Origin of the sequence: Caulobacter sp. HMWF025 (assembly GCF_003060965.1) — a bacterium.
GTDB lineage: Bacteria > Pseudomonadota > Alphaproteobacteria > Caulobacterales > Caulobacteraceae > Caulobacter.
Genome location: NZ_QAII01000029.1, coordinates 3,917 through 23,876 on the forward strand (window position 1 = coordinate 3,917; position 19,960 = coordinate 23,876).

At 63.5% G+C, this 19,960-nt stretch carries 18 protein-coding genes; 10 read left to right on the forward strand and 8 right to left on the reverse strand.

Annotation, left to right across the window (positions count from 1 at the left end; all coding sequences use genetic code 11):
- The 9 genes from DBR10_RS19660 to DBR10_RS03500 form a co-directional block, all read left to right on the forward strand.
- Positions 1-567: alkaline phosphatase D family protein (locus DBR10_RS19660; RefSeq protein WP_233243244.1), on the forward strand; the 567-nt coding region annotated here is incomplete at its 5' end.
- A gap of 60 nt (positions 568-627) precedes the next feature.
- Complete coding sequence (gene parC, locus DBR10_RS03465) at positions 628-2,901, forward strand: DNA topoisomerase IV subunit A (protein ID WP_108556142.1); 2,274 nt, start codon at positions 628-630, stop codon at positions 2,899-2,901.
- Positions 2,898-4,232 carry a serine hydrolase domain-containing protein gene (locus tag DBR10_RS03470; protein ID WP_108556143.1) on the forward strand — a complete coding sequence of 445 codons (1,335 nt, stop codon included), beginning with the start codon at positions 2,898-2,900 and terminating at the stop codon, positions 4,230-4,232. The genes parC and DBR10_RS03470 overlap by 4 nt, the downstream gene beginning before the upstream one ends.
- Positions 4,233-4,244: 12 nt before the next feature.
- Positions 4,245-4,823: a TMEM175 family protein gene (locus DBR10_RS03475; protein WP_108504976.1), complete on the forward strand. Its 579-nt coding sequence runs from the start codon at positions 4,245-4,247 to the stop codon at positions 4,821-4,823.
- A gap of 83 nt (positions 4,824-4,906) precedes the next feature.
- The gene (locus DBR10_RS03480; protein ID WP_108556144.1) at positions 4,907-6,085 is read left to right on the forward strand and encodes a saccharopine dehydrogenase family protein; all 1,179 of its coding nucleotides are present in this window, start codon (positions 4,907-4,909) and stop codon (positions 6,083-6,085) included.
- Between the two features lie 98 nt (positions 6,086-6,183).
- Complete coding sequence (locus tag DBR10_RS03485) at positions 6,184-7,503, forward strand: serine hydrolase domain-containing protein (RefSeq protein WP_108556145.1); 1,320 nt, start codon at positions 6,184-6,186, stop codon at positions 7,501-7,503.
- A gap of 38 nt (positions 7,504-7,541) precedes the next feature.
- Positions 7,542-8,504, forward strand: a complete 963-nt coding sequence (locus DBR10_RS03490) for a quinone oxidoreductase family protein (protein ID WP_108504967.1) — start codon at positions 7,542-7,544, stop codon at positions 8,502-8,504.
- Positions 8,505-8,515: 11 nt separating this feature from the next.
- Positions 8,516-9,448, forward strand: coding sequence for an NAD(P)H-dependent flavin oxidoreductase (locus DBR10_RS03495; RefSeq protein ID WP_369831694.1), 933 nt, complete (start codon positions 8,516-8,518; stop codon positions 9,446-9,448).
- 11 nt (positions 9,449-9,459) lie between these two features.
- On the forward strand, positions 9,460-10,227 hold the full coding sequence (locus tag DBR10_RS03500; protein WP_108504968.1) for an SDR family NAD(P)-dependent oxidoreductase: 768 nt from the start codon (positions 9,460-9,462) through the stop codon (positions 10,225-10,227).
- Positions 10,228-10,277: 50 nt separating this feature from the next.
- On the opposite strand, the gene spt is transcribed toward DBR10_RS03500, so the two are convergent.
- The 8 genes from spt to DBR10_RS03540 all read right to left on the reverse strand — a co-directional run bounded on the left by spt (position 10,278) and on the right by DBR10_RS03540 (position 18,065).
- A complete protein-coding gene (spt, locus tag DBR10_RS03505; protein ID WP_108504969.1) occupies positions 10,278-11,495 on the reverse strand; it encodes a serine palmitoyltransferase in 1,218 nt (405 codons plus the stop codon).
- Positions 11,496-11,497: 2 nt separating this feature from the next.
- Positions 11,498-11,749, reverse strand: coding sequence for an acyl carrier protein (locus tag DBR10_RS03510; protein ID WP_108490302.1), 252 nt, complete (start codon positions 11,747-11,749; stop codon positions 11,498-11,500).
- A 94-nt stretch (positions 11,750-11,843) separates the two neighbouring features.
- Entirely contained in the window at positions 11,844-12,785 is a 942-nt protein-coding gene (locus DBR10_RS03515) for an NAD-dependent epimerase/dehydratase family protein (protein ID WP_108504970.1), read from the reverse strand.
- 3 nt (positions 12,786-12,788) lie between these two features.
- On the reverse strand, positions 12,789-14,492 hold the full coding sequence (locus DBR10_RS03520; protein ID WP_108504978.1) for a fatty acyl-AMP ligase: 1,704 nt from the start codon (positions 14,490-14,492) through the stop codon (positions 12,789-12,791).
- A 2-nt stretch (positions 14,493-14,494) separates the two neighbouring features.
- Positions 14,495-15,850: a lipopolysaccharide biosynthesis protein gene (locus DBR10_RS03525; RefSeq protein WP_108504971.1), complete on the reverse strand. Its 1,356-nt coding sequence runs from the start codon at positions 15,848-15,850 to the stop codon at positions 14,495-14,497.
- On the reverse strand, positions 15,847-16,998 hold the full coding sequence (locus DBR10_RS03530; protein ID WP_108504972.1) for a glycerophosphotransferase: 1,152 nt from the start codon (positions 16,996-16,998) through the stop codon (positions 15,847-15,849). Before DBR10_RS03530 ends, DBR10_RS03525 begins: the two co-directional genes overlap by 4 nt.
- A gap of 18 nt (positions 16,999-17,016) precedes the next feature.
- Positions 17,017-17,631: an LPS export ABC transporter periplasmic protein LptC gene (gene lptC, locus DBR10_RS03535; protein WP_108504973.1), complete on the reverse strand. Its 615-nt coding sequence runs from the start codon at positions 17,629-17,631 to the stop codon at positions 17,017-17,019.
- 155 nt (positions 17,632-17,786) lie between these two features.
- A complete protein-coding gene (locus DBR10_RS03540) occupies positions 17,787-18,065 on the reverse strand; it encodes an HU family DNA-binding protein (RefSeq protein WP_108504974.1) in 279 nt (92 codons plus the stop codon).
- Between the two features lie 221 nt (positions 18,066-18,286).
- Here DBR10_RS03540 and DBR10_RS03545 point away from each other — a divergent pair, with 221 nt between their 5' ends.
- Complete coding sequence (locus DBR10_RS03545; RefSeq protein WP_108504975.1) at positions 18,287-19,954, forward strand: MFS transporter; 1,668 nt, start codon at positions 18,287-18,289, stop codon at positions 19,952-19,954.
- Positions 19,955-19,960 lie beyond the last annotated feature (6 nt).

Here is a 19,960-nt window from a genome sequence, read left to right on the forward strand (position 1 = left end):
TCCCTGAAGGCCGAAGTCCTGGGTCTTCAGCAGGAGAAGTGGCTGCTGGACGGCCTTTCGGCCTCAAAGGCCCGCTGGAACGTCCTGGCTCAGCAGATCATGGTCATGGATCTGGATCGCGATCCCAGTGAGAAGTCGGCCGTCAATCCTGACTCCTGGGCCGGTTACCGTTCACCCCGCAACCGGCTGCTCAAGCAGATCCGTGACCGCAAGATCGCAAACCCTGTCGTTCTGACGGGGGACGAGCATCAGAACTATGCCGGGGATCTATATCTGGATGGCGCGCATCCCACAGGTGCTCCCATCGGAACCGAGTTCGTCGTCACCTCGATTTCCTCGGGCGGGGACGGGGTCGATCAGCGCGATGACATGGCGAAGATTCAGGCGGTCAATCCGCAGCTGAAGTTCAACAACAGCCAGCGTGGCTATGCCATCTGCGATGTCACGCCCGAGCGCTGGCAGACCGAGTTCCGGGTCCTCGATGCCATCACCCGGCGCGACGGAAAGCTGACCACCCGGGCGAAGCTGGTGACTGAGGCCGGAAAACCGGGGATCGTCGCCGCCTAAGGCGTCGAATCGGCGCGCGGGTTTCTGCTAGGGTGAGGTTCACGCGTAACGAATCTCCCCATGAACAAACCTGTCCTACCTCCCGGCGGTCCTGGCGATCGCATTCTTGACGAGCCGCTGACCGAGGCCCTGTCGCGACGCTATCTGGCCTATGCGCTGTCGACGATCAGCTCGCGGGCCCTGCCGGACGTGCGCGACGGCCTGAAGCCGGTTCACCGTCGCGTGCTCTACGCGATGAACAACATGCGTCTGAACCCGGAATCCGCAGCGCGAAAGTGCGCCAAGGTGGTCGGGGAGGTGATGGGTAACTTCCACCCGCACGGCGACCAGTCGATCTATGACGCCCTGGTGCGCCTGGCCCAGGACTTCGCCCAGCGCATCCCGCTGGTCGAAGGGCAGGGGAACTTCGGCAATATCGACGGCGATAACGCGGCGGCCATGCGTTACACCGAGTGCCGGATGACGGAAGCAGCGACCCTGCTTCTCGACGGCATCGACGAAGACGCGGTCGACTTTCGCCCCACCTATGATGGTCAGGACGAAGAGCCGGTGGTCCTGCCAGCGGGCTTCCCCAATCTTCTGGCCAACGGTTCATCCGGCATTGCCGTCGGCATGGCGACCTCGATCCCACCGCATAATGCGGCCGAACTGATCGATGCCTGCCAGTTGTTGCTCGCGCGTCCGGATGCCACGACCGAGGACTTGCTCGAGCGCGTGCCGGGGCCGGACTTCCCGACCGGTGGCGTGATTGTCGAGCCGCGTTCCAGCCTGCTGGAGGTCTATGAAACCGGACGCGGCGGCGTCCGCGTGCGGGCCAAGTGGGAGAAGGAAGACACCGGGCGCGGCACCTACCAGATCGTCGTCACCGAGATTCCCTATCAGGTGAAGAAGTCTGATCTGGTCGAGCAACTGGCTGACCTGATCGAAAACAAGAAGGCTGCCCTCCTGGGCGACGTGCGCGACGAGAGCGCCGAGGATATCCGGCTGGTGCTGGAGCCGAAGTCCAAGAACGTCGAACCCGAAGTGCTGATGGAGAGCCTGTTCAAGCTTTCGGCGCTTGAGAGCCGGTTCCCGGTCAACATGAATGTTCTGGATGCCCGTGGCACGCCGGGCGTTATGGGGCTGAAACAGGCCCTGATGGCGTTCCTGGTGCACCGCCGCGAGGTTCTGACCCGCCGGGCCCGCCATCGCCTGGCCAAGATTGAAGCCCGTCTGCATATCCTGGACGGCCTGCTGATCGCCTACCTCAATCTCGATGAGGTCATTCGGATCGTCCGCTACGAGGACAAGCCGAAAGAGAAGCTGATCGAGACCTTCAAGCTCTCGGACATCCAGGCAGACGCGATCCTCAATACCCGCCTGCGCCAACTGGCCAAGCTGGAAGAGATGGAGATCCGCCGCGAGCATGCGGAACTCATGGAGGAGCGCGACGGCATTCTCGCCATGCTGGCCAGTGATACGCTGCAATGGAAGCTGGTCGGCGAGGGCCTGGCCCATGTCCGCGCCGCCCTGTTGAAGATCAAGCACCCGCTCGACAAGGGCGGGCGTCCGACCGGCGTCATGGGCCGTTCGATCTTCGCGGACGCGCCTCTGGTTGATGCCGATGCGGCGATGGAAGCGCTGATTGTTCGCGAGCCGATCACGATCATCCTGTCGGACCGGGGCTGGATCCGGGCCGCCAAGGGCAAGGTCGAGGATCCGTCCGAACTGAAGTTCAAGGAAGGCGACAAGCTCGGCTTCCTGGTCCCGGCAGAGACCACAGACAAGCTGCTGATCTTCTCCAGCGACGGCCGCTTCTTCACGATCGGATGTGACAAGCTGCCGAGTGCGCGGGGCCATGGGGAACCCCTGCGGATGATGATCGAGCTGGACGACAAGGTTAAGATCCTCGACGTCTTCCCGTTCAAGGCCGGCCGCAAGCGCATTCTGGCCTCGAAGCTGGGCTATGGCTTCCTGATGCCGGAAGAGGAAGCGCTGGCCAACCGCAAGGCCGGCAAGCAGGTTCTGACCGTTGACGAGGCTGGAGCCGCATTCTGTCTGGAAGCGACGGGTGATCAGCTTGCCGTGATCGGTGACAACGGCAAGATCCTGATCTTCCCGCTGGAGGAGCTCCCGGAAATGCCCCGAGGCAAGGGCGTGAAGCTGCAGGCCTATCGCGAGGGCGGTCTGCGCGATGCGCTATCCTTCAACGCTGAGACCGGCGGGTTCTGGATTGACCCTGCGGGCCGTCGTCGCGACTGGACCGACTGGCAAACCTTCGTCGGCAAGCGCGCCGGCGCTGGCAAGATGGTCCCGCGCGGCTTCCCCACCTCGAAGCGGTTCAGGCCCAAATGAGGACGGGACGGCTGAGGCGTCGGGCGATCGCATTTGTCGCCAGCCTGCTGGGCTGCGCCGCCGCCGGAGCCGCCTCGGCCGCGCCGTTTCCTCGGGTCCAGCCCGAGGCGGTGGGGTTCTCGAGCGAGAAGCTCCGCAAGCTGGATGAGGCGATGCAGGCCATGGTCGATCAGGGCCAGGTCGCCGGTGCGGTGACGGTGCTCGCGCGCCATGGTCAGGTCGTTCAGGCTGCGGCCTTTGGCAAACGCGGGCTGGAAGCCGGCGATCCTATGCCCATGGATGCGATCTTCCGGATCCGGTCCGAGACCAAGCCGGTCACGGGCGTGGCCATGATGATCCTCTATGAGGAGGGGCGCTGGAAACTGGACGACCCGGTCAGCAAGTATGTGCCCGAGTTCGCCAATCTTCGGGTCGCCAAGATGGACGCCGAGGGCCGGCCGGTGCTGTCGCCGATCTCGCGTCCGCCGACCATGCGCGAACTGATGACCCACACGGCGGGCTTTGCCTACGGCATCGCCGATGATCCCTCCAGCCCGGCCGACCAGGCCTACTACCGGGCCTCGGTCCTGCAGTCAGAGTCGCTCGACCAGATGGTTCGCAAGGTCTCGGACCTGCCGATGTTCGCAGAGCCGGGCACGCTTTGGCGCTACAGCATCGCCGCCGATATCCAGGGCTATATCGTCGAGAAGCTTTCCGGGAAGACGCTGCCGGTCTTTATGCAGGAGCGGATCTTTGCGCCGCTCGGCATGACGGATACGGCCTTCTATGTGCCGGCCGAGAAGGTGGGGCGTCTCGCAGCGCTCTATGATTCCGATGCCGCCGGTCGCCTGACACCGGTCCATGAGGCCGGATGGCGAGATGTGACACGGCCGCCGCTCGCCCCTTCCGGTGGCGGCGGGCTCGTCTCGACGGCCCATGATTTTGCCCGGTTTGCCCAGATGCTCCTCAATGGTGGTGACCTGGACGGGGTGAGGATACTCCAGCCTGAAACCGTGGCGCTGATGCGCCTCAACCAGTTGCCGGCGAGCTTTACGGTCACGACCAACGGGACGGCCAATGTCCTGACGACGGGCCAGAAAGCCTTCCCGTTTGCTGCAGGTATGGGCTACGGGCTCGACGTTGCCGTGGCGGTCGACCCTGCCGCTTCCGGCGCGCCCGTGGGCGTCGGGACCTTCAGTTGGGGCGGAAGTGCCGGAACCTGGTTCTGGATTGACCCGACCAACGATCTCTTTTTCATCGGCATGATTCAGCGCCTCGGCGGGGTGGGTTCAGGCCTTGATGCCACGACGAGGACTCTGGTCTACCAGGCCCTGGAACATCCGGATCAATAGGACGTCATGGCCATGGGCAAGGGACGCTTGGAAGCCTTCAGTGATGGTGTCCTGGCCATCGCGATCACGATCATGGTCCTCGAGCTGAAGGTTCCGCACCAGGCGGATCTGGCAGCTCTGTGGCCGATCCTACCTGTGTTCCTGAGCTACGTCCTCAGCTTCATCTATGTCGGCATCTACTGGAATAACCACCACCACATGCTGCATGCGGTGAGGTCGGTTTCGGGGCCGATCCTCTGGGCCAACCTCAACCTGCTGTTCTGGCTCTCCCTGGTTCCCTTCGTCACCGCGTGGATGGGCGAGAACCATCTGGCCCCCCTACCGGTCGCGCTTTATGGCGGTGTGATGCTGCTGGCAGCTTGCTCCTATACCCTGCTGACCCGGTTGATCATCCGGCATGAGGGCAAGGACTCGCCACTCGCCCTTGCGACGGGCGGCGATCTCAAGGGCAAGGTTTCCCTGCTTCTCTATGTTGTCGCCATACCGGTTGCCTTTGTGAGTGTCTGGCCGGCCATCGCCGCCTATGTGGCGGTTGCCGTAATCTGGTTCATCCCCGATCGACGCATCGAGCGCGTTCTCAAGGTCCAGTAGGCACGGTTCCGACACCTCAAACAGGTGTTTGCATCGTGCGGCCGAGCCAGTCATTCTGCCTTCCAAAATCAAGGGAGGGGCGCATGAACCCGGCGGCCGAATTCGACATTATCGTCTATGGCGCGAGCGGCTTTACCGGCCGGCTGGTGGCCGAGTATCTGGCCCGCCAGTATGGCGTCGGCGGGTCCGTACGCTGGGCGATGGCCGGCCGCAGCCTGGAAAAGCTGGCGGAGGTTCGCGACGAAATCGGGGCTCCGGGCGAAACGCCGCTGGTCGTGGCCGACGCCGGTGACGAGGCTTCGCTGGCGGCGATGGTTTCGCGGACCAAGGCTGTGCTGACGACGGTCGGTCCCTACCAACTCTATGGATCAGCCCTGGTCGCGGCCTGTGCGGCCGCCGGGACGGACTATCTCGATCTCTGTGGCGAGCCCGCGTGGATGCGTCACATGATCGATGCGCATCAGGCGACGGCCCAGCGGACCGGCGCGCGCATCGTCTTTTCGTGCGGCTTCGACTCCATTCCGTTCGAACTGGGCGTCTGGTTCGTCCAGGAGGCCGCCAGGCAGAAGCTCGGCGGACCCGTGCCCCGCGTGAAGGGCCGCGTGCGCGGCATGAAGGGCGGTTTTTCGGGCGGCACGGCCGCCAGTCTCAAGGCGACCATGGCTGCTGCGGCCAGAGACCCGTCGATCATTGCCCTGCTCAAGAATCCCTTCTCCCTCGTCCCGGGCTTTGAAGGCCCGGAGCAGCCTTCCGGAGCCAAGCCCCTGTTTGAAGAGGATCTGGGGTCGTGGTCGGCCCCGTTCGTCATGGCGGCGATCAACACCCGCAATGTCCATCGCTCCAATGCGCTGCTGGGCCAGAGCTATGCGGCCGATTTCGTCTATGACGAGATGATGCTGACCGGGCCCGGTGATCAGGGACAGCAGATCGCCGAGGCGATCGCGGGCGGTGCAGGCGGTCTGGGCGGAGAGGGCGGCCCCAAGCCCGGCGAAGGGCCCAGCAAGGAAGAGCGCGAGACGGGCTTTTATGATGTCCTCTTTGTCGGTATCGCGGCGGACGGCCAGCGTGTCATGGCATCGGTCAAGGGCGACAAGGACCCCGGCTATGGCTCGACGAGCAAAATGATCGCCGAAAGCGCGATTTGCCTCGTGACGGAGGCCGGTGAGGTTCCCGGTGGGATCTGGACCCCGGGCGCGGCGATGCAGGGAAAGCTGGTTGCGCGACTTGAGGCCAATGCCGGTCTCAAATTCACAGTGGAATAGGCCCCGTCAGCCCAAAGCCGACGGGGCAGAAAAACTGGCTGCGCAAGCGCCGTAAATCGACCTAAGGTCGCTTCAAACAAACGTTCGGGAGGGCGGTTATGGCTGTGCGTCAGTGGATGGGAGCCGCATTGGCGGTCGGGTTGCTGGCGGCAGCGCCGGCGTTTGCGGCACCGCGCAGTGGGCCGGCGGTCACCCTGGCGACAGCGGCACCCGAGAGCGTTGGCTTTTCGACCGAGCGGCTGAAGCGCCTCGATTCAGCCATGCAGGCCCTTGTGGACCAGGGACACCTGCCAGGCGTTACGACTCTCGTTGCCCGCCACGGCAAGATCGTCAGCTTCCAGGTTCACGGCAAGAAAGGCTTCGGCGGCCCCGCGATGACCCGGGACACCGTGTTCCGGATCTACTCCCAGACCAAACCTGTGACCGGCGTGGCCATGATGATGCTCTTTGAAGAGGGCAAATGGCGGCTGGACGATCCGGTCAGCAAATATATCCCGGAGTTCGCAAATCTGCGGGTCTTCAAGGGGCAGAACCCTGATGGCAGCTTCATCACCGAAGCGGCGGATCGACCGCCGACCATGCGCGAAATCATGAGCCATTCGGCGGGCTTTGCTTATGGCCTTGTTCCGGACAATCCCATCGACAAAGCCTATGTCTCAACCGGCGTTTTGGGTAGCCGCAGTGGCCAGGAGTTCATCGAGAAGGTCGCTGCGCTCCCCCTGGTGGGCCAGCCCGGCAAGCAGTGGAAATACAGCGCCTCGGTCGATATCCAGGGCTTCATCATTGAAAAGCTGTCGGGAATGTCTCTGCCCGATTTCATGCGTACACGGATTTTTGAGCCGCTGAAGATGGTCGATACCGGCTTCCATCTGCCGGTCGAGAAGTCCGACCGCCTGGCGTCTCTCTACCTGTGGAGCCCCAAGGACAAGAAGCTGGTGTCCGCCTCCGGCTTCATGGTCCTGGACATCACCAAGCCGCCGGCTGTCGCTTCCGGCGGCGGGGGTCTGGTCTCGACCAATGCCGACTATGCCCGTTTCGCCCAGATGATCCTGAACGGTGGCACCCTCGACGGAGCCCGGATCCTCTCGCCGAGCACCATTGCCCTGATGGGCTCCAATCACCTGTCCGATGACATCATGACCGGGCAGGAGGGCTCTTTCACAAATCGCCGCGGTCAGGGCTTCGGCCTTGATTTCATGGTCATCACCGATCCGGCCCGCGCCGGAACGCCGGCCGGCAAGGGGACAATCAGCTGGGGCGGAGCGGCCGGAACCTGGTTCTGGATCGACCCGGAGAATGATCTCTTCGTGCTGGGGATGATCCACGTGCTGAACAAGGACGGCGATCCGGCCCTGCGCAATCTCGATGATCTCAGCCAGCAGCTCATCTATTCGGCCCTGGTCGACCCTTCGAAATAACCGAACGAAAACAATAAGAAAATCAGGGAGCGAGCGCCATGAAGGCCGCCGTCTACTATGAAACCGGGAAGCCGGACGTCCTGCGCTACGAGGACGTCGAAGATCCAAAGTGCCATGCCTCCGGCGTGCTGATCCGGGTCGAGGCTGTCAGTATCGAGGGCGGCGACACTCTCAATCGCGGGGGCGGCGCGATGGCGGGTTCCCCCCACATCGTCGGCTACCAGGCTGCCGGTGAGATCGTCGAGGTCGGGGCCGATGTCACCCACCTGAAGGTGGGACAGAAGGTCGTCACCGTGAACGCCTTCGGCTCCCATGCCGAACTGCGCTCTGTTCCCGCCCGCAATGCCTGGCCGATCCCTGACGGCTTTGATCTGCTCAAGGCCTCGGCCATTCCCGTGCCGTTCGGCACGGCTCACGAGTGCCTGTTCGGCCATGGACTGCTGAAGTCCGGCGAGACGGTCCTGATCCAGGCCGGCGCCAGCGCGCTCGGCATCGCTGCCATCCAGCTGGCCAAGCGGGCAGGGGCGACGGTTCTCGCAACGGCATCCAGTGACGAGCGTCTGGAGCGGCTCAAGCCTTTCGGCCTCGATCACGGGATCAACTACAGCCGGGATGACACCGTCGAGCAGGTGATGAAACTGACGGGCGGCAAGGGCGTGGATCTGGTCGTCGACCCGGTCGGTGGCGCGACGCTGCAGTCGAGCCTGCTGTCCCTCGGCTATCGCGGCCGGGTTTCACTGGTCGGCAATGCCGGTCGGGAGCCGATGATGGTGGATGTCTCTTCCCTGATGGGCGGAAACCGCAGGCTGTCCGGCGTGTTCCTGGGGGCCGAGATCATGACCGACAGGGTGCATGACCTGATCCAGAGCCTGATCGAAGAAGCCGCGCGCGGCGACCTCACCGTCCTGATCGACAGGACCTTCCCCCTGTCCGAAGCGGCGGCGGCCCATGCCTATATCGAAAGCCGTCAGGCCGTTGGCCGCGTCCTGCTGATCCCTTGAGCGAAATGACCATGAACCGTGTTCTGGCCCATACGGGCGCAAGATATCCGATCATCCAGGCCCCTATGGGCTGGATCGCTCGCTACCCGCTGGCCTCGGCCGTTTCCCGGGCGGGAGGTCTGGGGATTATCGAGACCTCATCCGGTGAGACCGAAACCTGCAAGGCTGAAATCCGCAAGATGGCCGAGGCGGGCCTGCCGTTCGGTGTGAACCTGCCGATCCTGTTCCTGCGCGATGACTCCATGCTCAAGTTCGTCTGCGAGAGTGGAGTCAAGTTTGTCACCACCTCGGCAGGCAGCCCGGCCAAGTTCATCGGGCCGCTGAAGGATGCTGGCATTGTCGTCTATCATGCTGTGCCGACGCTCGATGCGGCGGTCAAATGCGCCGAGGCGGGGATCGACGGGCTTGTCGTTGAAGGTGCCGAGGGCGGCGGCTTCAAGAACCCCGAAGAGGTCTCGACCCTAGTTCTCCTGCAAGCGATCCGGGCGCGGGTTGATGTGCCGCTGGTGGCAGCCGGTGGCATCTGCGACGGACGCGGCATGGCGGCTGCGTTTGCGCTCGGAGCCGAGGCGATCCAGATGGGGACGCGTTTTGTCAGTTCGGCCGAGAGCCCCGTCCATGAGAACTACAAGGCGGCGATTACCGGCGGCAAGGAGACCGGCACCTGGATCCTCAACAAGAAGTCCAGTCCGTGCATTCGCGCCCTGAAGTCCGAGCGAACCAAGGTCATCTATGATGAGGGCCTCATGCCGCCGGATGCGCTGAAGGGCATTCTCGGCGTCTATTTCGGCGGCGATATGGAGGCGGCCCCCGCGCTCGCAGGCCAGACCGTAGGCCTGATCGATGAGGTCAAGACCGCCCAACAGATCATCGACGAGACCGTCAGTCAGTTCCACGACATCACCGGGCGTCTCGGCGCCCTGGCCGCTGCGCGCGGCTTCTAGGAGACTTCGACATGCAAAATCTTTTCTCGCTTGAAGGCCGGGTCGCGGTCGTCACCGGCGGCTCACGCGGTATCGGAGCCATGATCGCCAAGGGTTTCCTGACCTACGGGGCCAAGCGTGTCTACATCACGGCCCGCAAGGCCTCAGCCTGTGACGCTACCGCCGAAGCGCTGAGCGAGTTTGGTGAGTGCATCTCGCTGCCAGGCGATATCTCGACCATGGAAGGCATCGAAGGGCTCGCCAAGCGCATCATCGAGCGCGAGGACAAGCTCGACATCCTGGTCAACAACGCCGGGGCCGCCTGGGGGGCGGCCTTTGACGAGTTCCCGGAAAGCGGCTGGGACAAGACCGTGGACCTGAACATGAAGACGCCGTTCTTCCTGACCCAGGCGTTGATTGCGCCGCTGCGGGCCGCTGCCCAGGACCGGGTGGGCAAGGTCATCAACATCTGCTCGATCGATGGCCAGTCCGTCACCAAGGACGAAACCTATCCCTATGGGGCCTCCAAGGCTGGCCTGCTGCACATGACCAAGCGCATGGCCCTGCGACTGGCCTCGGACAACATCGCCGTATCGGCCATCGCGCCGGGTGCGTTCGCTTCGGACATGAACAAGGTGGCCCGCGACCATGCCGATGCCGTGGCGAAGGCCATCCCGGCGGGGCGTATCGGATCCGAGGAAGACATGGCCGGTGCCGCCATCTATCTGGCGTCGAGGGCTGGTGACTACGTCATGGGCGGTGCCGTCACGGTTGACGGCGGCGTGAGTTTCGCACGCTGATCTGACGATCGACCGGGCGAGGGTTATGCAACCGTCGCCCGGTCAAGCTCTCAGGCCGATACCCGCTTGCGCTGAGTGTCGATGATGCCGAGCGCCGTGCCGACTTCGGCGAAGACAGCCAGAACCTTGTCGATCTGTTCTTCGGTGTGCGCCGCGCTGACGCTCGTGCGCAGCAGGGGGCGGCTGTCCGGGGTCGCCGGCGGCAGGGCCAGGTTCAGATAGACACCGTTCTGCAGCAGCATGTTCCACATGCCGATCGCACTGGCCTGATCCGGCATGGTGATCGCCACAATCGGGCTGGCGGTCGGACCGGTGTGGAAGCCGAGTTCGGTCAGGCCTTCATAGAGGCGACGGGCATTGCTCATCAGCCGGTGGCGCAGGTGCGGCATCTCTTCGAGCCGCCGCAGGGCGGTCAGGGTCGAGCTGACCACCGCCGGCGGCAGCGAGGCGGTGAACATGTACGGGCGGCAGATGACGCGCATGACTTCGAAGTCGTCGAGGTTGCTGACGCAGAACCCACCGATCGCGCCCAGGCTCTTGGAGAAGGTGCCGACGATGAAATCGACATCGTCCTCAACGCCTTCCTGTTCAGCAAGACCCCGGCCGTGCTCACCCAGGACGCCCATGGAGTGGGCCTCGTCGACCAGCAGATAGCCACCGAGCTCGCGCTTTACCGCCGCGATTTCCTTCAGCGGTGCCGTGTCGCCGATCATGGAATAGATGCCCTCGACCACGATGAGGCGCTCACCGGGGACGTCCTTCATGCGCCGCAGGCGCTTGTAGAGATCTTCGGGATCATTGTGGCGGAAACGGATGACCTCGGCATGGCCCAGGCGCGAGCCGTCATAGATGCTCGCATGGCTGTCGGCATCGAGAATCAGGTGATCGCCGCGTCCGACCAGGGTCGACAGGACGCCAAGATTGGCCTGATAGCCGGTCGTAAAGACCATGGCATGCTTGCGATTGTAGAACCGGCCGAGCGCCGTCTCGAGTTCCACATGGGCTTCGAAACTGCCATTGGCGATCCGTGAGCCGGTGGTGCCCGTCCCGCGTTCCTGAACGGCCTTGACCGAGGCGGCTATGCTTTCAGGGTCAAAGGTGAGGCCGAGATAGTTGTTGGTGCCCAACAGGATCGTCGGACGGCCCTCAATCACGCCTTCGGTGGGTGAAATCACGGAGTCGAACCGGATATTGAAGGGATCTGCCCCGACCTGACGGATCGCCTGATAGGCGTCGCGATAGGCGAGGTGCTTGTCGAACAGCCCCATGTTTAGCCCTTGTTCCGAAGATCTTTAATCAGGTTGGACAGGTCGCCGGCGGTCTCGACAGAAGCCAGACGATCAAGCGGGATCGAGAGGTCGAACACGTCCTCAAGCTCCATGATGATGTTCATCAGGGCCAGGGAGTCGACCTGCAGGTCACGACCGATGTGGGTTTCGTCGGCGACCTCGACGGGGCGCCCGAGAACCGAGGTTGCCGCCTTGCCGATTTCCCGAAGAGTGAGATCCGTAACCGCTTTCATGCCGACTTGCCGAAACCCCCGTTTGCGGACCTGACTGACTCGAACTGTAACAGGGCTATTGTCGGATTCCTGACAAAATTGGCGGTTAACGTCATCAAACCGTAACTAAAAACTCCCGCTTTCGGTACCAGCTCACGCTATGGGAGAATCCTGCGTCGATCTGATATCGCGTCGCGAGAGCGCCGGGGACGCATTCGGCCTCCGAGAGGCTCCAGTTCCGGTGCAGGATCTCTCGCGCCTTGCCGGGGGTGAAAATAGAGACTGTGCCTGTGACGCGGGACCAGGTCTGTGACAGCCGGGCGATTGCCGTGATCAATCCGTCTGGAACCCGGATCAGACGGGGCTGTCTGCCGACCGCCCTCCCGGCCGACTGCATCACTTCGTCCCAACCATAGCCTTCGGACCTGGCGTCCGACAGCGCGAAGGTCCCGGGCCGCCAGTGGCGGGCCAGATCGGCAATCTGCGCGGCAGCATCCTCGACATGGATCAGGGCCATCCGCGCTCGGGCATCGAGGACCGGTAGCCACGGCGAGGTCTGCGCCAGACGAAAGAGATCGAGGGTCTCCATGTCGCCCGGCCCATAGATGGCCGGTGGCCTGACGACCGTCAGATGGCTGCCGACAATGGCCCTGACGGCGTCTTCGCCGCCGCGCTTGCTGGCGGCATAGTCAGAAAGCGCCGGGGACCGTGCCGCGAGGCTGGAAACGAGCATCACCCTGGCACCGGTCTTTTGGGCCGCGCTGGCCACCGCGCGAGCGCCAAGGACATTCACCCGATCGAACTCGTCGCGGGATTTCGCCTTGATCAGGCCAGCGGCATGAATGACCACATCGGCACCGGTGCAGAGGCGGTCCAGGCCTGCGGCAGAAGTGAGATCGCCGACGACCAGCTCTGGCTCAAGGCCTGCCCATTCCGGATCAACAATGTCTCGCCTGGCCAGGATGCGAACCGTCCAGCCGCCGTCAGCCATGGTCCTGACCAGGTGCCGGCCGAGGAACCCGGTTGCGCCGGTGATCGCGACCACACGCGAGGTCATGGCCTAGCCGCGATTAGCATAGGCACCGGCCAGGAAGGCCGCCCGGGCCTTAGAGCGGCTTAGTTTGCCTGACGATGTTTGCGGCAGGGCGTGAGCCCCGACCAGGTGGACCTGGACTTCAACACTATGGCGTACCCGCAGGACCGTTGCGACGGCCTCGGCCAGGGCCTTGCGGCTCTCGGCATCGCCGCCACGAGCCTGCACCAGGACGATGATGACGTCTTCGGTTTCGCCAGGCGTCGAAAAGGCCGCGACATCACCACTGCGCAGACCGTCGGTCTCGGCTTCGGCGGTCCACTCCAGATCCTGCGGCCAGATATTTCGGCCGTTGAGAATGATCAGGTCCTTGGCGCGCCCTGTGATCACGATCTCGCCCTCGACCAGGAAGCCAAGGTCGCCGGTATCAAGCCAGCCGCCTTCGGCCAGGACGCGGGCGGTCTCTTCAGGCTGCTCGAAATAGCCCTGCATCAGGCTGGGGCCGCGGGCAAAAATCCGTCCGACCTGCCGCTCCGCCAGGGGCAGGCCGTTTTCATTCCGGACTTCAAGCTCGTGGTGGGGAAGCACCGGACCGTTGCGGGCAAAGTCGCGCGCCCGGTCGCCGTCATCACTTTCAACGGCCAGGCCGTTCTCCAGTTGCTCGATATCCAGGCGCTCGACCTTAAGCCCACCACCAAGCGGAGCCATCGACAGGGCCAGGGTGGCCTCGGCCATCCCGTAGCTGGCGACAAAGGCCGTTTCCGAGAATCCAACCGCCTTGAATCGCTCGGCAAATGCTTTCAGCGGTCCGGTGCGGATCATGTCTCCGCCGAGGCCAGCGCTGCGCCACCGCGAGAGATCCAGATGGTCGATAGCTGCAGCTTCCGCGCGGCGGGCGCAGAGCTCATAGCCAAAGGTCGGGCTGTAGCTGATGGTGCCACCGTTCCGGGTCAAAAGGTCCAGCCACATCAGAGGGCGGCGAACAAAGGCCCCGGTCGGCAGGAGGTCAACCGACATCTGGCTGGTCATCGGGCTCAGGAGGAAGCCGATCAGCCCCATGTCATGATAGAGCGGCAGCCATGAGATGGCGCGATCTTCGGGGCGGACCTGCAGGCCGTCGCGCGTGATCGCCACGGCATTGGCCATCAGCGCCCTGTGTGTCACCACCACGCCGGTTGGAAAGCGCGTGCTTCCCGACGAGAACTGAAGATAGCAGGTCTGGTCTGGCTCAATAGCGGGCAGATCAATGCCGGAAGTCGGGGGCAGGTCTGCGAGGACCCCGGCGAATTTCAGGGGCGTCTGGGCAGCGATCTCGGGCAGCCAAGCGGCCATGGATGCCGGGCCGATCAGGATTGAGGCCCGGGCCGAGGCCAGCATCCGGGTGATCTGGTCGACATAGGCCGCGCGCCCTCCCAGCGGAGCGGGCAAGGGCAAGGGGGCCGGGGCAAGACCGGCATACTGGCACGCAAAAAAGGCGCGAACGAAGTCGGCGTCCGTTTCGGCAATCAGGCCAACGGTGCCACCCGGCACGGCCCCCGTCGCCAGCATCCGCCCGGCAAGGTCCATCGCCTGGGCTCGAAGGTCTGCATAGGGCAGGGCCTCGACCAGTTCACCGCGCAAAGAATAGAGGTTCACGCCGGTTTCGCCCGTGGCCGCAAAGTCGAGCGCGGCCGTCAGGGTCGGAAAATCGGCGAAGCGCACCGTTCGCCCGGCGCCTGTCGGTGTCATCATCATCATACGCCTTTGGCGTCGTTTGCGTCTTTCGCGCAAGAGGGTTCGTTGTCTCTGAGGACGGAGGGGCGCCCAAGTTGGGCCCTTAGGGTGAGGAACATGCCGGTCGCCATGGCAAGCGCTGCTCCGATCAGGGCAAGGCCTGCACCGCTCAGGCCCATAGTCCGGATCAGCGGCACGAGGGCGAGCAGAAACAGGCTGGAAACGACGATGCGTACCCTGAGGGCTGCCCCGGCAGCACGCATTGACACCAGCATCGGCTCCAGGGGCAGGGCCAGGATTCCGATCGCAGCAGCGGCAACCTGCCAGGTCATGATGCCGGCAGCGCCCACATAGGCCTTGCCCATGACCAGCGCCAGCAGGGGCTTGCCAGCCAGGGCGCTGAGCAGGAGCAGAGCGCCGGCGACTGCGCCGCCGAGCAGGGAAATCTGGATGGCCAGCTTCCGCATCGCGCCTTCCCCTTCTGTGACCCGAAGCTTGGCGAGTTCCGGATAGAGCGCCGGGATCAGCAGGCGAGCGGGCTTGGCCATGCCGTCGGCCACCTGACGTCCGATCCGCCAGAGTGCAGCCTGGGCCGGTCCAAGCAACCCTCCGACCATCAGGGTGATCAGATGGGTAAAGGCAACGTCCAGGGTGCTGCTGAAGTTCGTGGCCCAGGCAAACTTCCAGACGCCGGGCAATCCCTCCCCAACGGGACCGAACAGGGAAAAGCCCCGAAGCAGATCGCGCCGGCCCATCTCGCGCCAGGCGATCGTGCCGACGTAGCAGAACGAGGCAATCGGTCCGGCCGCCCAGGCCAGCAGATAGCCCCAGAGTGGGGCATTGAGCAGGAAGGCGAGGCCGGTACCGGCGAGACGGACCGTCGAGCTGACGGCCTGCTCTCCGGCCAGATATCGAAACTTGTCGAACAGTCGCAAAAGCCCGACGGAGGTGGCAGAGGTCATGACCGCAATGGTCAGGGAATAAAGCGCCGCGAGTGGGGCCACCTCGCTCGACCATCCAAGGATCGATCCAAAGAGCAGCGCGCCACCAATCCCCAGAATGACGCCGACGAGTCCGCTGCCCAGGTCGAGAACGAGCGACAGTCGAACCACCTGCTGGAACTCGGTGCGGTCGTGCTTGAGCAGGGGCTCGGCACCATACTGAAGGACCGTTTGCCAGGACTGGAACTTGACGACATCGCCCAGGAACTGGGCGAAGGCCGTGATGAGGGTCAGCACGCCCATCTGGGCAAGGCCCAGGCCCCGAGCTGAAAGGGCGAGGTAGCCAAGGCTGACAAGGGCATTGACGGTGCGACCACCCAACAGGGTTCCGGCATTGCTCAGGACGTGGGCGAAGACGGATCTCTGCTTGCTCATGCCGCTGCTATGCCGAGCTTCGCGGCTATGGCGGCGGCCGCCCGATGTGAGGACGGCGTCGCCGAAAGATCAAAGCTTTCGGCAAACCCGGTTTTCTGGGCCGCTAGATAGCTACCATGCCCCTGGCGTGCGGCCTCGATGGCGTCGACCAGATGATCGGCCGAGTCCAGAACGGGCCCGTATCCCCAGTGGTGGAAGCTCTCGTCACCTTGCCAGGCCGCATTTGAGGCATTGAGGAACAGGCACGGCTTGGGCGTGCGAAGGAATTCATAGACCTGACTGCTGACGTCGCCGAGGTAGATGTCCGCCGCGCGGGTATAGGTCATGTCGATTGCGGCCGGACCGCCAAGATCAATATGGATCCGTGGATTGTTCCGATAGGGCGCGAGACTTTGCAGCATCTCCTGGCTAGCCCCGTCGAACAGCCGGATATGCGGGGCGAAGATCAGGTTGAAGCGGTCGTCGTCGGCAAAGGCCTTGAGAACGTCCACGCCAAAGCGTGGCCAGGAGCCCAGGGTTGCGTGGAAATGCGGGTTGTAGACAACCACCGGCCGCGCCTCGGGAAACACGGGGAGGGGCGATCCCGGCAGGGCGTCGATCAGGTCAAACTTCGGATAGCCGACCATCGCGCAGTTTTCTGGGCGGACCCATCCGCCCTCGACCATGCGGTCTCTCTGCTTGGGGCCTGCTGCCATGACCAGGTCAAACTGCCTCAGCCGCGGTTCGAAAACACCCCCCCGATCGCCTGCGCCGTGCTGTGTGTAGACCAGCAGGGGCTTCTGGACTCCTAGCTTCCTGAGCAGGGCGCTGGTGCGTTCGGGTGTGACGATCGCGTCAAACCGTCCCAGCGCCCAGGCGTTCGCGGCGAGCATCAGGGCCTTTGGCGGCGTTGATGCCTCCTTGAACCGCAGGTTTCTCAGCCACTGCGGGCCAAGCAGGCTCATGGCCAGATCGGGGCCGTTCGAAGCCCGCAGTAACGCGCGGGCATAGTCGAGATGGTCCTGCGTCGTCGCCTGGACTTCCACAGACAACTCCGGCCAGCCCTTAGCGAGCGCTACGGCGATCGGCAGGCTGTGCAGGATCTGGTGGGTCTGGGCGATATAGAGAAAGCAGACCTTTGGCTTTCTGGAAGGGCTGTCCGGGGTCATCTGCGCGTCGGTGCCCGTTCACTGGCCCGGGTTGAGGCGAGTCTTCACGCGCCCCTTGAAGACCACCCGGTCGCCCTTGTCGGAAACGGCATAGCTGTCGGCCTGAACCTTGTTGCCCGACGCACTGGCACCGTTGATGCCCTCCTGACCGACGACGTCGCCTGTTCGCGTGTCGATCAGGGCTTGCTGAGTGGAAAAATCATAGCCATTGCCACTGTTGACCCGGACGTCGCCGGTCAGCTGAAGCAGGCCTTTGGCCTCGTCATAGACACCCTGTCGCGAGACAACCTGGGTCGGCTCCGGCGAGCCATAGCCGCGGGTCAAATGGGGGGCGTCGAGGGCAACACGGTTGGGGTCCACAGTATCGCGGACAGCACCTGTTGCCGTGATCAGGAACGTCCGGCCGTCCTTCATGAGGCCGGTAAAGCGCGGATTGTCCATCCGCAAGCCATTGCGATCTAGAGGCGTTTCAACCGCTTCCGTATTGAAGGCACCAAGGGCCGTCTGGGCGATGATGGCGACAAGGACAGACGCTGCTAGAGCGGGGAGGGCCAGACGAAGGATACGGACCGCCTTGCGTCGGCGAGGCCGTGTCTTGCGCCGGACGGCGACAGGTAGAGCGGTCGTGGTCATGGCGGCCAGGGGCTGACGACGTCGAAGGATTGGCTTAGTGCCGACTGCGCGATCTCCCAAGTGATAATCTTCGGGTCGGAAGCGGCAGGCGGCAGATACAAAAACGGCCGGCCAAGCGGTGAGGCTTGCCGGCCGTTCGTGTTCAAGCCTGAGGCTTAGCCGTTGACGGCGTCCTTCAGTTGCTTGGCAGGCGTGAAAGCGACCTTCTTGGAGGCTGCGATCTCGATGGCAGCGCCGGTGGCCGGGTTGCGGCCGGTGCGGGCCGGCTTGGCCTGGACCTTGAACTTGCCGAAGCCCGGGATCGAGACTTCTTCGCCCTTCACGGCAGCATCCGTCAGCGACTTGAAGACGCCGTCGATGATCGACTTGGCCTGAGCCTTGGTCAGCTTGTCGTCGGCAGCAACGGCGGCGTCGACCAGATCCGAAACGTTCATGATTTTAGCTCATCTCAAGTGGAATCAATGAGCGCCAACCCTGACGAACCCAAATGGGTTTGTCACCTCATCCCAGCAAATAGGGCGTTTGGCGTGATTTTGGGGCAAGGATCACCTCCCCGGGGCCGATGAAACCTGACACCATGCGCAACGGTTGCGCTCCGGGGCGGGTGACGGACAAGACTTGCCGTGGTAGCGGTAACGAAAATCAGGGGGAAAACATGGCGAAAGCCGGGAATCTGGGGGCGAAGGGCGGTGAAGTCGTCGGTCGCAAGGACGGTCTGGTCATTGGGGCCGCTTCGGTCGGCACCGTTTTCGAGTGGTACGACTTCTATCTGTACGGCTCTTTGGCGACCTATATCACGCACCACTTCTTCTCCGGCGTGAACGAGACAACCGGCTATATCTTCGCCCTCCTGGCCTTTGCGGCCGGCTTTGCGGTTCGTCCGTTCGGGGCCCTGGTTTTTGGTCGCCTGGGCGATCTTTGGGGGCGCAAGAACACCTTCCTGATCACCATGCTGCTGATGGGACTGTCGACCTTCGTGGTCGGCCTGCTGCCCAGCTATGACAAGATCGGGATCATCGCGCCCATAGCCCTGGTCATCATGCGCCTGATCCAGGGCCTTGCGCTCGGCGGCGAGTACGGTGGGGCCGCGACCTATGTGGCCGAGCATGCCCCTGCCAACCGACGCGGACTCTATACGAGCTTCATTCAGGTCACGGCGACCTTCGGTCTTTTCCTGAGTCTCGTGGTCATCCTGTTCACCCGCAATCTGGTGGGTGACGACGCGTTCAAGGCCTATGGATGGCGCATCCCGTTCCTGATCTCAGTGCTTCTGCTGGGCGTCTCGCTTTGGATCCGACTGCAGCTGTCGGAGAGCCCTTCTTTCCAGAAGATGGTCGACGAGGGCAAAGGCAGTAAACAACCGCTGACGGATTCCTTCGCCAAATGGGGCAACCTCAGGATCGTCATTCTTGCCCTGGTCGGGCTGACGGCTGGCCAGGCGGTGGTCTGGTATACCGGTCAGTTCTATGCGCTGTTTTTCCTGGAGAAAATGCTCAAGGTCGACGGCGGCCTGACCAATGCGCTTGTCGCGATCTCGCTGCTGATCGGTACGCCGTTCTTCGTCTTCTTCGGTTGGCTCTCGGATCGGATCGGACGCAAATGGATCATCATGGCCGGCTGCGTGCTGGCCTGTCTGACCTATTTCCCGCTCTTCAAAACCCTGACGGTAGCGGCCAATCCGCAACTGGCAGCCGCTGTTGCGTCGTCGCCCGTCACGGTGGTCGCGGACCCGGCTGACTGCTCCTTCCAGTTCGACCCCATCGGCAAGACGGTGTTCAACACCTCCTGCGATCTGGCCAAATCCTATCTTGCCAAGGCCGGCGTGACCTATGTGAACCAGGCCGCGCCTGCGGGCACCGTGGCCGAGGTCAGGATCGGTGCGGTAACGCTTCCGTCGTTTGCGGGCGAGACTCTCGACAAGGCTGCGTTCAAGGACCGGAAGAAGGCCTGGGAGGCGGAACTGGGGACGGCCCTGAAGTCGGCGGGCTATCCGGCCAAGGCCGACAGTGCGCTGGTCAACAAGCCGCTTGTCGTCGGCATCCTGACCCTGCTGGTCATCTATGTGACCATGGTCTACGGCCCGATTGCAGCCATGCTGGTGGAGATGTTCCCGACCAACATCCGCTACACCTCGATGAGCCTGCCGTATCACATCGGCAATGGCTGGTTCGGGGGCTTCCTGCCGACCACGGCCTTCGCCATGGTCGCTGCAACGGGCAACATCTACTACGGACTTTGGTATCCGATCGTCGTCGCCGGAATCACGGCCGTGATCGGCATCCTGTTCCTGAAAGAAACCAAGGACGTCGACATCGAAGCCTGAATGGGA

Bases quoted from the DNA above. Each gene is read 5' to 3' on its own strand.
- DBR10_RS03540 (WP_108504974.1), bottom strand. From the start codon at position 18,065: ATGAACGTTTCGGATCTGGTCGACGCCGCCGTTGCTGCCGACGACAAG.
- DBR10_RS03475 (WP_108504976.1), top strand. From the start codon at position 4,245: ATGGGCAAGGGACGCTTGGAAGCCTTCAGTGATGGTGTCCTGGCCATC.
- DBR10_RS03495 (WP_369831694.1), top strand. From the start codon at position 8,516: ATGAACCGTGTTCTGGCCCATACGGGCGCAAGATATCCGATCATCCAG.
- DBR10_RS03470 (WP_108556143.1), top strand. From the start codon at position 2,898: ATGAGGACGGGACGGCTGAGGCGTCGGGCGATCGCATTTGTCGCCAGC.
- parC (WP_108556142.1), top strand. From the start codon at position 628: ATGAACAAACCTGTCCTACCTCCCGGCGGTCCTGGCGATCGCATTCTT.
- DBR10_RS03530 (WP_108504972.1), bottom strand. From the start codon at position 16,998: ATGACCCCGGACAGCCCTTCCAGAAAGCCAAAGGTCTGCTTTCTCTAT.
- DBR10_RS03510 (WP_108490302.1), bottom strand. From the start codon at position 11,749: ATGAAAGCGGTTACGGATCTCACTCTTCGGGAAATCGGCAAGGCGGCA.
- DBR10_RS03525 (WP_108504971.1), bottom strand. From the start codon at position 15,850: ATGAGCAAGCAGAGATCCGTCTTCGCCCACGTCCTGAGCAATGCCGGA.
- DBR10_RS03545 (WP_108504975.1), top strand. From the start codon at position 18,287: ATGGCGAAAGCCGGGAATCTGGGGGCGAAGGGCGGTGAAGTCGTCGGT.
- DBR10_RS03520 (WP_108504978.1), bottom strand. From the start codon at position 14,492: ATGATGACACCGACAGGCGCCGGGCGAACGGTGCGCTTCGCCGATTTT.
- DBR10_RS03485 (WP_108556145.1), top strand. From the start codon at position 6,184: ATGGCTGTGCGTCAGTGGATGGGAGCCGCATTGGCGGTCGGGTTGCTG.
- spt (WP_108504969.1), bottom strand. From the start codon at position 11,495: ATGGGGCTGTTCGACAAGCACCTCGCCTATCGCGACGCCTATCAGGCG.
- DBR10_RS03490 (WP_108504967.1), top strand. From the start codon at position 7,542: ATGAAGGCCGCCGTCTACTATGAAACCGGGAAGCCGGACGTCCTGCGC.
- DBR10_RS03480 (WP_108556144.1), top strand. From the start codon at position 4,907: ATGAACCCGGCGGCCGAATTCGACATTATCGTCTATGGCGCGAGCGGC.
- DBR10_RS03515 (WP_108504970.1), bottom strand. From the start codon at position 12,785: ATGACCTCGCGTGTGGTCGCGATCACCGGCGCAACCGGGTTCCTCGGC.
- lptC (WP_108504973.1), bottom strand. From the start codon at position 17,631: ATGACCACGACCGCTCTACCTGTCGCCGTCCGGCGCAAGACACGGCCT.
- DBR10_RS03500 (WP_108504968.1), top strand. From the start codon at position 9,460: ATGCAAAATCTTTTCTCGCTTGAAGGCCGGGTCGCGGTCGTCACCGGC.